This is a genomic window from uncultured Campylobacter sp. (assembly GCF_938045535.1).
GTDB lineage: Bacteria > Campylobacterota > Campylobacteria > Campylobacterales > Campylobacteraceae > Campylobacter_B.
Genome location: NZ_CALIMQ010000220.1, coordinates 1 through 13,002 on the forward strand (window position 1 = coordinate 1; position 13,002 = coordinate 13,002).

Annotated in this window: 13 protein-coding genes; 7 read left to right on the forward strand and 6 right to left on the reverse strand. The window is 45.6% G+C overall.

Annotated features, from left to right (window positions below; all coding sequences use genetic code 11):
* Positions 1 to 67: 67 nt before the first annotated feature.
* The 4 genes from ppa to aspS all read right to left on the reverse strand — a co-directional run bounded on the left by ppa (position 68) and on the right by aspS (position 3,557).
* Positions 68 to 586 (reverse strand): inorganic diphosphatase, encoded by a 519-nt coding sequence (gene ppa, locus Q0095_RS06705; protein WP_297882535.1) that lies wholly within the window; start codon positions 584 to 586, stop codon positions 68 to 70.
* Positions 587 to 596: 10 nt separating this feature from the next.
* Complete coding sequence (locus tag Q0095_RS06710; RefSeq protein ID WP_297882538.1) at positions 597 to 953, reverse strand: NirD/YgiW/YdeI family stress tolerance protein; 357 nt, start codon at positions 951 to 953, stop codon at positions 597 to 599.
* A gap of 271 nt (positions 954 to 1,224) precedes the next feature.
* The gene (locus tag Q0095_RS06715; protein WP_297882540.1) at positions 1,225 to 1,806 is read right to left on the reverse strand and encodes an adenylate kinase; all 582 of its coding nucleotides are present in this window, start codon (positions 1,804 to 1,806) and stop codon (positions 1,225 to 1,227) included.
* The gene (aspS, locus tag Q0095_RS06720; protein ID WP_297882542.1) at positions 1,803 to 3,557 is read right to left on the reverse strand and encodes an aspartate--tRNA ligase; all 1,755 of its coding nucleotides are present in this window, start codon (positions 3,555 to 3,557) and stop codon (positions 1,803 to 1,805) included. The genes Q0095_RS06715 and aspS overlap by 4 nt, the downstream gene beginning before the upstream one ends.
* 83 nt (positions 3,558 to 3,640) lie before the next feature.
* Here aspS and Q0095_RS06725 point away from each other — a divergent pair, with 83 nt between their 5' ends.
* The 6 genes from Q0095_RS06725 to Q0095_RS06750 all read left to right on the forward strand — a co-directional run bounded on the left by Q0095_RS06725 (position 3,641) and on the right by Q0095_RS06750 (position 9,195).
* The gene (locus tag Q0095_RS06725) at positions 3,641 to 4,516 is read left to right on the forward strand and encodes an NAD(+) kinase (RefSeq protein ID WP_297882544.1); all 876 of its coding nucleotides are present in this window, start codon (positions 3,641 to 3,643) and stop codon (positions 4,514 to 4,516) included.
* Positions 4,510 to 6,033 carry an AAA family ATPase gene (locus Q0095_RS06730; RefSeq protein ID WP_297882545.1) on the forward strand — a complete coding sequence of 508 codons (1,524 nt, stop codon included), beginning with the start codon at positions 4,510 to 4,512 and terminating at the stop codon, positions 6,031 to 6,033. The genes Q0095_RS06725 and Q0095_RS06730 overlap by 7 nt, the downstream gene beginning before the upstream one ends.
* A 125-nt stretch (positions 6,034 to 6,158) precedes the next feature.
* On the forward strand, positions 6,159 to 6,956 hold the full coding sequence (locus tag Q0095_RS06735) for a TatD family hydrolase (RefSeq protein WP_297882547.1): 798 nt from the start codon (positions 6,159 to 6,161) through the stop codon (positions 6,954 to 6,956).
* Entirely contained in the window at positions 6,953 to 7,951 is a 999-nt protein-coding gene (locus tag Q0095_RS06740; protein WP_297882548.1) for a lytic transglycosylase domain-containing protein, read from the forward strand. Before Q0095_RS06735 ends, Q0095_RS06740 begins: the two co-directional genes overlap by 4 nt.
* Positions 7,952 to 7,964: 13 nt before the next feature.
* Entirely contained in the window at positions 7,965 to 8,720 is a 756-nt protein-coding gene (locus Q0095_RS06745) for a septal ring lytic transglycosylase RlpA family protein (protein ID WP_297882550.1), read from the forward strand.
* Between the two features lie 238 nt (positions 8,721 to 8,958).
* Positions 8,959 to 9,195, forward strand: coding sequence for a hypothetical protein (locus Q0095_RS06750; protein ID WP_297882551.1), 237 nt, complete (start codon positions 8,959 to 8,961; stop codon positions 9,193 to 9,195).
* Positions 9,196 to 9,267: 72 nt separating this feature from the next.
* Here the strand turns inward: Q0095_RS06750 and Q0095_RS06755 are convergent, their stop codons facing one another.
* Both Q0095_RS06755 and Q0095_RS06760 read right to left on the reverse strand, forming a co-directional pair.
* On the reverse strand, positions 9,268 to 9,753 hold the full coding sequence (locus Q0095_RS06755) for a hypothetical protein (RefSeq protein ID WP_297882553.1): 486 nt from the start codon (positions 9,751 to 9,753) through the stop codon (positions 9,268 to 9,270).
* 197 nt (positions 9,754 to 9,950) lie between these two features.
* A complete protein-coding gene (locus Q0095_RS06760) occupies positions 9,951 to 10,772 on the reverse strand; it encodes a YihY family inner membrane protein (protein ID WP_297882554.1) in 822 nt (273 codons plus the stop codon).
* Positions 10,773 to 10,981: 209 nt separating this feature from the next.
* On the opposite strand from Q0095_RS06760, the gene Q0095_RS06765 reads away from it, so the two are divergent.
* Positions 10,982 to 13,002 (forward strand): TonB-dependent receptor (locus Q0095_RS06765; protein ID WP_297882555.1); only part of this gene is annotated, 2,021 nt, incomplete at its 3' end.

Consider the following 13,002-nt stretch of genomic DNA (forward strand, 5'->3'; position numbering starts at 1 on the left):
GATAAATTTGACCGAGCGGATCGGTCAAATTTTGATTAAATTTTCGCGCCGAGTACGCAAAAATGTATTATTTATAAGCCTTGATCGCTTTGTCTAGAATTTTCTCCGCTTCCGCGGCGCCTGCAAAATCCTTCACTTTGACCCATTTATTCGGCTCTAAAAGCTTGTAGGTTTCGAAGAAATTTTTGATCTTATCCAGCGTAGCTTTAGGCAGATCGGCGACCCCTTTGATGCCCTCATATCGCGGATCGATCTTGCTAACCGGCACGGCAAGTAGCTTCTCGTCCATTCCGCTTTCATCCTCCATCATCAAAACGCCGATTAAGCGGCACGGGATCACGCTGCCTGCGGCAAGCGGGTATTCGTTTAGCACCAAAACGTCTGCAGGATCGCCGTCGTCTGCTAGGGTATTCGGCACAAAGCCGTAATTTGCGGGGTAAAACATCGCGCCATAGAGCACGCGATCTACGCAGAGCGCGCCGCTTTCTTTGTCGATCTCGTATTTGATGTTCGAGCCGTAAGGGATCTCGATTACCGCGTTGATTTTATCGGGGTTTGAGCCCACTTTTATCTTTGAAAGATCCATAGTTTTTCCTTTATTTAGAATTTAAAATTTTGATATTTTTCACATCTATCGTAGTTTTGGTAAAATCTTTGTCGATCTCGCCGCTAATGCGCACGAGCGTATTTTCATCCACGCTCACGCCGCACCAAACGTCATCATCGATCTCAACCTCGATGCTATCGCCGTTTTGATCCACAAATCTATAATGCTCGTGTTTGAGTTGAGATTTTATCTTGCCGTCGATTACGACAGAAGAATCATCTCTTAATTTAAGCGCTTCTTTGACGCTTAACGGCTGAGTTTGCGCCGCGGAGCCGCTTGGAACGAACCCACCCGCACCGAATGCGGCCGCGCACAAAACCATACTAAGTAAAAATTTTCTAACCATATCTATCCTTAAAATTTTAATCTCTGCGTCCGCAAGCAGATCTGAAATTTCATCAATTTAAGAGCTGCTTGCATTTGACGATCGCATTTAAATTTACACAGCGAGCCGCTTAAATTTACGCTTAAATTTTAATTATCTCGCGCAACGGCAAGCTATAAATTTAAAAGCGCGCTCGCTTCGGAGGCGCATTAAATTTAAGCACGATCTGCGCCGCTTGCGGTATGAAAAAGAAGCCAAAGGCACTTAAAATTCAAGCCGCCATCCAAGCGCGCTAGCCTAATTTTTCGATCTGCGCGGCGATTATAGCGTTTATGTCCGCTACGATCTCCTCGACCGTGCGCTCGCCGTTTACGCTGTAAAATACGCCTGCGTCGCCGTAAAATTTACGGATATCCTCGATCGGCTCTGAAAATACCGCCATGCGGTTTTTAAAGACCTCCTCGTTATCGTCTGCTCCGCGAGCGCGTCCTAAAACACGCTCCTTGGCGACCTCCTCGCTGACGCACACCTCGATGACTGCGCTAAGATTTACATCATCGTCGCCTCGCAGTACCTCGTCTAGTTTGCTCATCTGCTCGACGCTTCTTGGATAGCCGTCGATGATGATGAAGTCTTTAGGCGAGCTTTTAATCGCGCTAACGATAGCATTTACAACGATATCAAGCGGCACGAGATTGCCTTTAGAGATGAAGCCGTCTATCTGCCTACCAAGAGCGCTGCCGCTTGCTACCTCGGCGCGTAGCAGATCGCCCGTGGAGTAGTGCTCGATGCTTTGATTCATCTGAGCGATCATACTCGCATCGGTCGTTTTGCCGCTGCCCGGAGCGCCGATGATTAGAAAAAGGCTTTTCATTTTTGCTCCTTCTTATGAAGCCTAAGACCTAGCTCGCGAAGCTGCTCGTCTGTAACGACGCTAGGGGCTTTGGTGAGCGGACACTGCGCGCGCTGCGTTTTAGGAAACGCGATAACCTCGCGGATACTGCTTGAGCCGGTAACCAGCATCATCAGCCTATCAAAGCCGATCGCGATACCTCCGTGCGGAGGCGCGCCGAAGCTTAGCGCATCGAGCAGGAAGCCGAATTTCTCCCTCTGCTCCGCAGGCTCGATCTTAAGCAGTCTAAAGACCTTTTCTTGAATATCCGCTTTGTGGATCCTGATACTGCCGCCGCCAAGCTCGATACCGTTTAGCACGACGTCGTAGGCAATCGAGGTAATATCCTCCAAATCAGGCTCATCGGGGTTATTCGGCATAGTGAAAGGATGGTGCATCGCGGAATAGCTGCCGTCGTCGTTTTGCTCAAACATAGGGAAATTTACGACCCACAAAAACTCAAGCCTGTTCGGATCTATGAGGCCGAGCTCGTTTGCGAGGAAAATTCTAAATCTGCCCATATAATCAAGCACGATTTTCTTTTTACCCGCGCCGAAAAATACGACGTCGCCGACTTTAAGCTCGCAGCGCTTGATAAGCTCGTCCAGCTCGCTTTTTTCAAAGAATTTTACCAGCGGCCCCTTTAGACCGTCCTCTTTTACTTGGATAAACGCAAGCCCTTGCGCGCCGAATTTTTTCACGTACTCCTCAAAGCCTTGCATCTGCCGCTTGCTAAATTTCAGATCGCCGCCCTCGACTTTTAGCGCTTTAACGCGGTTAGCTTTACGATCCTTGGCTAAATTTGAAAAAATTTCGTTGCTCGATTTTTCAAAAATATCGGCTACGTCGATGAAAGGCATATCGTAGCGCAGATCGGGTTTGTCGCTGCCGTAAAGCTCCATCGCGTCTTTGTACTCCATATGTCTAAAAGGGGTGACGATCTCGCGACCGCAGGATTTAAAAATGTCCTTTAAAACCTCCTCGGCTACGCTCATTACGTCGTATTGAGTGTTGAAGCTCATCTCGATATCGATCTGCGTAAATTCCGGCTGGCGGTCGGCGCGCAGGTCTTCGTCGCGGAAGCAGCGCGCGATCTGGAAGTATTTATCGAAGCCCGAGCACATCAAAAGCTGCTTGAAAAGCTGCGGACTTTGCGGAAGCGCGTAGAAGCTGCCCGGATAGACGCGGCTAGGCACCAGATAGTCCCTAGCGCCCTCAGGCGTCGCGCGCGTTAAGATCGGCGTTTCGACCTCCACAAAGCCGAGCCTATCAAGAGCATTTCGCGCGGCGATCGCGGCCTTGGAACGCATCTTAAATTTATCGAAGCTTCCCTCAGCGCGCAGATCCAAAAAGCGGTATTTCAGCTTCGTTTCTTCGTTGACGCTTTTATCGCCGATTACGAAAGGAAGCGGCTTGCTTGGGTTTTCGATCTCTAAGCTTTCTACTACGACTTCGATATCGCCGGTTTTTAAATTTGGATTTTCAAGCCCTTCGCCGCGAGCGCGGATCTTGCCGACAGCTTTTAGGACGAATTCGTTTCGCACGGTATTTGCTACCTCGTATGCCGAGTGGCTATCTTTGGGATCACAGACTAGCTGTAAAAGCCCGCTTCGGTCGCGCAAATCTATAAAAATAACGCCGCCGTGGTCGCGGTAAGAATTTACCCAGCCGCACGCGGTTACACTTTTGCCGATATCGTTTTTACTCAAATCGGCGCAATAATGACTTCGCAAATTTACTCCTTTAAAATTATTTGTAAAACGCAAGTATAGTTAAATTTTGCTTTTACAAAGCTAATTTTTTATAAAATAAAACTATGGAAAACAAAATTCATAAAAACCTTAAATTCGCGGGGCTAATAGCTAAAAAATCAGAAGAGATTCGCCCCGTCGTGGAGCAAATTTGCGAAATTTTAAAAGCGCAAGGTATTGAGCTTTTGCTTGAAGAGGACGGAGCGGAATTTTTCGGCCTTAAGTCGCATACGCTTGCAGAAATTTTAAAAAAGACCAATTTTTTAATTAGCCTCGGCGGCGACGGCACGCTCATCGGGCTTGCGAGGTTGCTGAGCGACAAAAACGCCTTTATTTTGGGTATCAACGCGGGCACTCTCGGGTTTTTAACGGACGTGCAGCCGAGCGAATTTGCAAAATTTTTGAAGGAATTTCTGCGCGGCGAATACGAGATCGAGCGCCCGTTTTTGCTCGAAGTGATACTGGAAAACGGCAGCGGCAAGATCGTCCGCAAGACCGCATTTAACGACGTCGTAATCACCCGCAGCCATATCTCTTCGATGGCGAAGATCGATGCGTTTTTAAATAGAAAATATTTCAACACCTACTACGGCGACGGCGTGATCGTAAGCTCCGCCGTGGGCTCGACCGCGTATAATATGAGCGCGAACGGTCCGATCGTCTATCCGCTGTGCGACGTGTTTTGCGTCACGCCAATCTGCTCGCACAGCCTGACGCAGCGGCCTTTGATCCTGCCAAAAGAATATCTCGCGAGCTTCAAAAACGCCGGAAGCTCCGAAGTTAGCGTCGTCATCGACGGACAAGATGTTTTTGATATGGCGGAATTTCACAGCGTGAGCGTTAAAATTTCGCACGCAAAGGTAAATTTAATAAAACGCAGAAGCTACGATTATTTCGACGTTTTAAAAGCCAAACTCAGATGGGGGCACGGCGGATGCTAGAAAGAATTTATATTAAAAATAATCTAGGTTTTTGCGAGAGCGAGCTTAGTTTTGGTCCGGGACTTAGCGTATTTACAGGTATCAGCGGCGCGGGTAAATCGGTATTAATAGGCGCGATTTTAGCGGTGTTCGGTCTTAAAGAATGCGAGGCTGAGCTCATAGAAGCGGACGTAGAGCATCAATTTGATATGGAAAATTTCGGCTTGATAAACGATACGCCAAATATTTTTCGCGTCCTAAAAGAGCGTAGCTTGCGATACTTTATAAATTCTCAATCGGTCTCAAAAAAAAATCTAAGCATGATCGCCGGCGAATACGTAAAATTTTTAGGCGCGAAAAACGCCGGCGAAATGAGTAGCGACAGCTTGCTAAAATTACTTGATTTTATCGCCGCGAAAAAAGATGCGGCGCACGCGCAAAGCCTATTGGAGCTTCAAAGCGCTTTTGTGGAATTTAGCCGTACAAAAAAGCAGCTGGATGAAATTTTGGATCAAGAGCGCAAGATTGAGGAGTTAAAGGAATTTGCTCGCTTTGAGATTGAAAAAATCGAGCGCGTATCGCCTAAGATCGGCGAATATGAGGAGCTTTTGCAGATCAAAAAAAAGCTTAGTAAAAAAGATAAGATCGAAGAACTTTGGGCTAAGGCGCAGGGTGTTTTTGAGCTAGAACGCAGCGTCATCGAAGCGCTAAGTCTTAGCGGGCTGGATAGCGCATTTTTTGAGGATGCAATGAACGAGCTGCGGCTAAAGCAAGAAAGCTTGAATTTAGACGAGCTCGAAAATATCGACATAGAGAAAATTTTAGATCGCATCGAAGCTCTTAGCGCGCTAAATAGGCGCTACGGAAGCGTAGAGGAGGCGCTAGCTACGCTTGAAGCGCGCAAGAAGGAGCTTGAGCATTACGAGCAGTTAAGCTTTGAAAAAACCAAGTTGCAAGCGGAATTTAAATGCCTTAGTGAAAGCACCGCTACCCTTGCCGAAAAAATCAGCGAGGCTCGCAAGGGCACTAAAAAACGGCTCGAGGATCTGATAAATTCCTATCTAAAGCAGCTTTATATGGACGGAGTGGAGCTTAGTTTTAAGCCCGCGGTTCTTAGTGAGCGCGGCACGGACGAAATTTGCGTCAGCTTGTACAAGACGGAATTTAAAAATTTAAGCTCAGGCGAGACGAACCGCCTGCGCCTTGCTTTCATCGCGGCAAGCTTGGAGCTTACAAATAACGGCGAGGGAATTTTGATCTTAGACGAGATTGATTCAAATTTAAGCGGAAAAGAGGCGATGAGTATTGCAAACGTGCTGGTAAAAATTTCAAAATTTTATCAAATTTTTGCGATCTCGCACCAGCCGCAGCTTAGCTCAAAGGCTGCGTCACACTTTTTAGTAAGTAAAACGAACGGCAAATCTAGCGTGAGGTTATTAAGCGAAAATGAGAAAATAACAGAGTTAGCTCGTATGATAAGCGGCGAGACTATTACTGCAGAAGCCCTGGAATTCGCTAAAAAACTAAGACAAAGCTGAAGGAATTTTAAGCTTAAGTTTAAATCTGAAATTTTTTGCTACAATACCGCGTTTAATTTAAATTTAAGTGTGATTTTGCAAAACGACGTAAAATCCGCTTCGAAAAATTTTATCAAGTGAGTTTTATGATTATAGATACACATTGCCATTTAGACGATGCTAGTTTCGACGCCGATTTGGACGCGGTGATTGAGCGCGCCACGATTGCAGGCGTGCGTAGCATCATCATTCCCGGTGCCGATGTAGCAGACCTAGATAAGGCATGTAAAATTTCGCACGCGCGGAATAATGTGTATTTTGCCGTAGGGGTGCATCCATACGAGATAGATTCTTTCGATATGGAGGTGCTGAAGCGGTATGCTGACGATCCCAAATGCGTGGGCGTTGGCGAATGCGGTCTTGATTACTTCAGACTTAAGCATCAAGAGAGCAAGGAAGCCAAAGCCTTAGAAATCTCCCTCCAAAAAGACGCCTTCATCTCACAAATCGATCTAGCAACACAACTTCAAAAACCACTTATAGTCCATATCCGAGAAGCAAACGAAGATAGCTTTGGAATTCTAAAAGATCGCGCCGGCGATTTATGCGGCGGTGTTTTACACTGCTTCAATGCCAGCAAGCTTTTGCTAGGTCTTAGCGAATACGGATTTTACTTCGGTATCGGCGGAGTTTTGACATTCAAAAATGCAAAAAACTTAGCTGAGATCTTACCGCAAATTCCGCAAGAGCGCCTCTTAATCGAGACGGATGCACCATATCTAACTCCGCATCCGTATCGCGGCGAGCGCAACGAGCCTGCATTTACGAGACTCGTGGTAGAAAAAGTCGCGGAAATTTTAAGCCTAAGCGTAGAAGAGGTCGAAGCAATAACGACTCAAAACGCCTGTAGGCTTTTTGGCGATAAAATCAAAGGAGAGATATGAAAGCCATAAAATTTATACTGCTAGCCCTACTTTTAGTGGGCGAAGCGTTTGCGAGCCAGCCCGGTCTGATGCGCGCAAATCACGACTATATTTTAAATCAATTCGGCATCGAAAATAACGAATCGAGCAAAAACGTAGTCGCGGGCATATTCCGTGCGATCAATGCAAGCGATCGCAAGCAGTTTAAGCATATCGTGACTTCGCAGTCGCACAATGCCTACTTAGTCAAATCCGAGGTCGATAACATCGAAGCTCCGGAATTCTTATTGTATTTGGCAATGGTAGAATCTCATCTTAAAAACACCGTAACTTCGGGCGCTAGCGCAGGTGGTATGTGGCAGCTGATGCCGGCAACTGCGAAAAATTTCGGTCTTAGAGTAGATAGCGCCGTAGATGAGCGTCGCGATCCCGCAGCCTCTACGGATGCTGCGTTTTCGTATATTTTGCATCTGAAGCAAAATTTTGGCAAGTGGTATTTAGCGCTAATGGCGTATAATTGTGGCGATCAAAAGCTTAAAAATGCGATTGCAGCTACTGGCAGCGATGATCTGGATCGCTTGCTAAAAAGTCCCGCACTTCCTAATGAGACTAAGAATTTTATCAAGCGCATTATTAAATACGCTTACATTGCTCAAAATGAAAATATGCGTAAAATTCTGCTTTTTGAAAGCGAGCCGTGGGGGCTAAAGCGTATCGCAGTAGCTCCGGGCACAAAGCTAAGCGCGGTTGCAAAACAGATCGGAATTTCGCCATCGCAGATGCAGGACTACAACGCGCATATTAAAAACGGAATTTCGCCGCTTAACGGCAAGTACTTCTTTTATATCCCACAAAGCAAATATGCAGAATTTGTCGTAAATCAAGGCGCATTTCAAGCGTATGAACCACGTCTGAAACAGCGCAAGCCAGGACGCGTGTTAGCAGGTTTGGCGAACGAGCTTAGCCTCAAAGACAAAAACGAAATAGCGCTAAATAATATAAAATTCAACAAATAAGATCGGATCGTAGGTGTCGTACCAGAAAATCGCTCTTTTTAGTGCGCTTTTTGCGCTGATTCTTGCCGGTTGCTCGTTTCGCACCGCACCGTCGTCTAGATCGTCTGCGGGCGGTGCGGGCAAGATCGGCAAAAACTCTCCCGCCACCATGCGCCCTTATAAAATCAACGGCAAAACCTACTATCCAGAGCAAGTAAGCGTCGGTGACACTCAAATCGGCATCGCCAGCTGGTATGGGCCGAATTTTCATGGCAAATACACCTCAAACGGCGAAATTTACGATATGAACGGCATGACCGCCGCGCACAAAACCTATCCAATGAATACTATGGTAAAGGTCACGAATCGCGACACCGGCGCTATCGCAACCGTGCGCATCAACGATCGCGGTCCATTCGTGGATGGTCGCATCATCGATCTTAGCAAAACAGCTGCTAATTTAGTAGGCGTATTTGCTAAAGGTACGGCACCTGTAAAGCTCGAAGTAGTGGGCTTTTACGGACATACAATCGCCAAAGGCTCGCCAAAAGCAACCATCGTCGGCGGAAATTTTATGGTGCAAATCGGTGCGTTTAGAAACAGAAGCGGCGCACAAATTTATCAGCGCGATTACCACGGCACGGCGGGATATCCTGCGATCATCAAAGAATTTAGCATAGATGGCGCGCCGATTTATCGCGTCTTTTTAAGTGGATTTAAAAGCGAGGATGAGGCGAGAGATTTCGCGCATAATGGCAAGTTTACTGGAGCTTTCATCGTAAGGGAGTAGCAGTTTTACTTGACGGCTTTTACCTTCGTTTTTTTGCTTGATAAGGGTTTTGTTAAATTTATTTGTGAGCTACTTGCAGTAAAATTTCTCGTCATCTAATAGTTATCTGCTTTAGCTGCGGCGAAGTGCGAACTACTTGCAAGCTATTCGTAGCAAAAATTGCGCCTGCCCGCTTGAGTTTTGCTTTTTAATAGGACACCGTGGCTGATAAAATTTCTATATTGATAGGGGATAAAGCATGCAAAAATATCCGGAAGTTTATAGTTTAGAAAAGAGTTTGGCTATACTTGAAAAATATAAAGACGGGCTGAGCGTAGAACAATACGAGCAAAACAGATCTATCATCTGCAACCACGCGATAGAGGGTATGTTTGCAAACGAGCAAGATATAATCGATCTTATCAAGGTCGATAAGGGAGAAAAAACGCCCGATGAGATAATAAACGAATATAAAAAAGAGTGGGGCGTTTTATAGCGTAGTAGAAAATTGAAATTTGATAGTGAAATATTAGATGTATTTAAACGCAGCTCTTCGGTTCTTTGAATTTTAATCGTGCAGAAAAGTTACGACTTCATGTTCCTTTGGCAAAAATTTTCTGCCATCAATGCCGTCATCTCCATATTCCAATAATGCTTCATTTAAAATTTCATAAATTTCATCCATTGAAATATCTCCAATATCAGAATTTACGCTTTGGAATTTATATTTGATTTTAAATGGATTTTCCGTGAAATATTTACTCGTAGCCTCATCATAAATTCGCCTTATATCAAGCTCGATATCTCTACATTTATAGTGAAACAACCAAATATCCTCACCCGTATAGCCATCTCGCGGATCCGGCATAGATGCCAAACATACATGAATAAGCCAAGCATCTCTTTGCCTATCGATAACCCAATTCATCCAATCGGTATCATTATCCTGGATTGGGTATGTGTAATTGTGTTTCATCAATAACTCGTTCATATTGCTTAAAATATCATATTTCTCCAAGTCCTCTTTAGAAATATATTCTGCTACAAACGCCATCTAGCCCTCCTTGAGAAATTCTATAATTTAAAGTAGATCGCTCGTATATAGACCAAACAAAGACGAGAGCTCAAATTTAATCCTTTTACTGACGAGAACTTATCGTTAAAGCTGCCAATTTATATGCGATTATCATCAATTCTTACTATAATTTTTCGTAAAATTCGTTATGAAATTTAAAAATTTCAGGCGCTTTGTCACTCGCCACCTCTTTTAAATTTAGCGTCCAAAAATACGCAGAATTTCACGCCGTATAGGTAGAAAATCCAGCTTATGTAGATCCACAGAAAGAAAAATAACGCGACCGAAAACGAGCCGTAGATACTAAGATAGGTTTTGTTATAAAAGACGTATTGCGCGAAAACCAGTCTTGAAAGCCACCATAAAATCGATGCTACGAGCGATGAGGCAAGCACCGCTTTTGCGCGGATCTCGCGGTTGATCGCCGTAGCGTAAGTGATCGCAAAGATCCCCCAAACGATTAAGTAGGGTAGAATTTTAAGCAAATTTATCCAGCTCGTAAGCTCGGTTTTATTTAGTAGCTCCTGAAGCTCGCCGCTGATATAAAACGACGCTCCAAGCCCCACAGGAGCGAGCGTCATCAGAGTCCAGTAGGTGCTTAGGCTTTTAAAAAAGCTCCGCTCGGGCGAATGCGAAATGCGCGCAATTATTGCTTCAAAGTCTCCGAAAAATAGCACCGACGTAACTAGCACCGCGCAAAAGCCCGTTACGCCAAGGCTTAGCCCGTTTGCCATAAATTCCTCGATATAATGCGCCATGCTCGCTTGATTTGCAGGCAGGAAGTTTGAAAAGATAAAGCCCATAATCTTGTCGTAGTAGCCTTTGAAGCTTGGCAGCTGCATAAAAACGCTAAGCGAGACCATCAGCACCGGCAGTAGCGCCAGAATCGTGTGAAAGCTAAGGCTTGATGCATGGTGCATGAGCTCGGTATCGTAGAGGCGGAAGAAATTTTTAAGTCGGTTTTGCACTTGCATAAGCGCGGGTATTAGTTTTTTCATACGGGCGATTTTACATTAAAATTTTAGAATTTCATATAAATTTGCACAATTTTTCTTTTGTATCGCAGTATATTGTCTATGAAATTTTAAACTGCAAAAATACGACTACAAATATATAAATTTATATCTCGAATTTAGTCTAAATTTAGGAAAATTTTTCTAATATGCTAAAAAATAATATTAAATATATCCATAACGAAGGGAAAATAATGGAACGAAGGAAAACGATGAAATTTAAAATTTCATTAGCGGCATGTATGTGCTTACTATGCAGCAGTTTGGCTGCAGTGCAAAGCGGCAGTAATTCTGCGCCTGAAAAATCGCAGAATATGGGCGTAATCGAGGTAAATTCCGTCGGCGATAATATCAGCGAGAGCGGCATCGACGAGGGCTTTTTGAGCAAAAACGTGCAGCAAGGCATGCTTGCCGGCAAGCGCGCACTTGATCTTCCCTATCAGATCAACACGATCAGCAAGGAAATCATAAATCACCAAGGTGTCACCGGCTACGAGGAGGCGGTCAAATACTTCCCGTCCGCGCAGATTCAGATGCGCGGCGGCGCCACGGTCGGACGTCCGCAGACGCGCGGTTTTGAGGGTAGCGTCGTAGGCAACAGCTTCTGGGACGGCTTTTATACGATTTCGACGACGGCGATTCCGATGGCGATGTTTGAGAGCTTTCAGGTGCAAAACGGCGTCGCAGGCTCTCTCTACGGCGCGCAAAATCCGGTCGGGATTTTCAGCTACACGCGCAAGCGCCCCGTAAAAGATCAATACATCATCTGGAGCGATTATATGTCGCGAAGCAATCTAGGTCTTGGACTTGATCTATCCGATAAATTTGAAAAATTCGGCTACCGCGCGGTGTTTTACGGATCAAACGGCGACAGACAACCGAAGGGCTCAAATTTGCAGCGCCGCCTAGCCAGCGTCACGATGGAATTTTATCCTACGGGCGATCTTATTTTTGAAACCGCGGCTAGCTATTATGAGCACAATACCAAGGGTTTTGCGGGGCAGTTTGCCCTCGGCGTTAAAGACGGCAAGATTACGGACGGAATTACGCTTCCAAGGGCGGTGGATTCCTCAGAGCGTGGATTAGGACAGAGCTTTGGAGGAATGCATCTAAAAACCACTACTGCAAGCGCTAAATTTAAATTTACGCCTACCGATAAATGGTATTTAGAGGGCGGCTTTCAGTTTCAGCGCACCGATCGCGACATTCACAGCGTCGTAAACTATTTGCTTCCTGAAGGGTTTGATTGCGCTAATTACGCTGCTTTGCCGAATAATAGAAAGCCTGCTATATGTTTAAGTAACCCAAATGCGAAGTGGACGAAGCCGGGCGATTATTATACTCAACACAGCGGCGGTGCTACGGCGGCATATAGATTCGATCTACCAAGCGGCTATCTCAAGGCCAATACGCAGTTTAACACGGGCGATATCGAGCATGATTTCAGCGTGCAGACCAACGGCTATCACTGGACGCAGGATAGATATAAAAACGCGAGTACCAACTATGTCTCGCCTACTATAGGCAATATCTACGATCCTAAAATTCTAAATTACACCGGTGCTAGACGCGGAAGCGGTCTGTATCACTACGCTGTTTTGGATATGTATAACGTCTCGGTGCTAGATGATATCACGATAAACGATAAATTTGACGTGATGCTAAGCGCATCTAAGGCGTGGATGAGGCAGGAATCCTACAATAATCGCCAGCAAAGACTTGTTAAAGCCTACAGCGATTCGGGCTATAGCTGGGCGGGCAGCTTGATCTTTCATCCGGTAGAGGATGCCAGCATCTACTACACCTACGCAGATAGCTTGCAGCAGGGCTCTACCTATGTTTATAAGAGTGGCCCGCATAACGGCGAGGTCGCATCTACGTCGCCGTATCGCTCCAAGCAGCACGAGATAGGCGCTAAGATCCGCGTAGCCGATATGATCGATTTTAGCGTGGCGTATTTCGATATACGTCGTCCGATCGCCTACTTAAATAGCTCTACGGGGCTTTATGGCATAAACGGCGAGCAGCGCAACCGTGGATTTGAGTTTATGAGCGGCGGACGAATTACGCAAAATTTAAGCGTGCTAGGAGGCTTTACCTACATCGATCCTAAGATGCATAACGTAAGCATCGAGGGCGCTAATCGCAAGGTCGCAAACGGCATCCCTAAGCTCAATGCAAATTTGATGTTTGATTACGAGATCCCGGGCACCGA

What these genes read in the sequence shown, in the direction of transcription:
- Q0095_RS06710 (WP_297882538.1), bottom strand. Translation starts at nt 953, where the DNA reads ATGGTTAGAAAATTTTTACTTAGTATGGTTTTGTGCGCGGCCGCATTC.
- Q0095_RS06730 (WP_297882545.1), top strand. Translation starts at nt 4,510, where the DNA reads ATGCTAGAAAGAATTTATATTAAAAATAATCTAGGTTTTTGCGAGAGC.
- Q0095_RS06715 (WP_297882540.1), bottom strand. Translation starts at nt 1,806, where the DNA reads ATGAAAAGCCTTTTTCTAATCATCGGCGCTCCGGGCAGCGGCAAAACG.
- Q0095_RS06740 (WP_297882548.1), top strand. Translation starts at nt 6,953, where the DNA reads ATGAAAGCCATAAAATTTATACTGCTAGCCCTACTTTTAGTGGGCGAA.
- Q0095_RS06760 (WP_297882554.1), bottom strand. Translation starts at nt 10,772, where the DNA reads ATGAAAAAACTAATACCCGCGCTTATGCAAGTGCAAAACCGACTTAAA.
- Q0095_RS06735 (WP_297882547.1), top strand. Translation starts at nt 6,159, where the DNA reads ATGATTATAGATACACATTGCCATTTAGACGATGCTAGTTTCGACGCC.
- ppa (WP_297882535.1), bottom strand. Translation starts at nt 586, where the DNA reads ATGGATCTTTCAAAGATAAAAGTGGGCTCAAACCCCGATAAAATCAAC.
- Q0095_RS06750 (WP_297882551.1), top strand. Translation starts at nt 8,959, where the DNA reads ATGCAAAAATATCCGGAAGTTTATAGTTTAGAAAAGAGTTTGGCTATA.
- Q0095_RS06755 (WP_297882553.1), bottom strand. Translation starts at nt 9,753, where the DNA reads ATGGCGTTTGTAGCAGAATATATTTCTAAAGAGGACTTGGAGAAATAT.
- Q0095_RS06725 (WP_297882544.1), top strand. Translation starts at nt 3,641, where the DNA reads ATGGAAAACAAAATTCATAAAAACCTTAAATTCGCGGGGCTAATAGCT.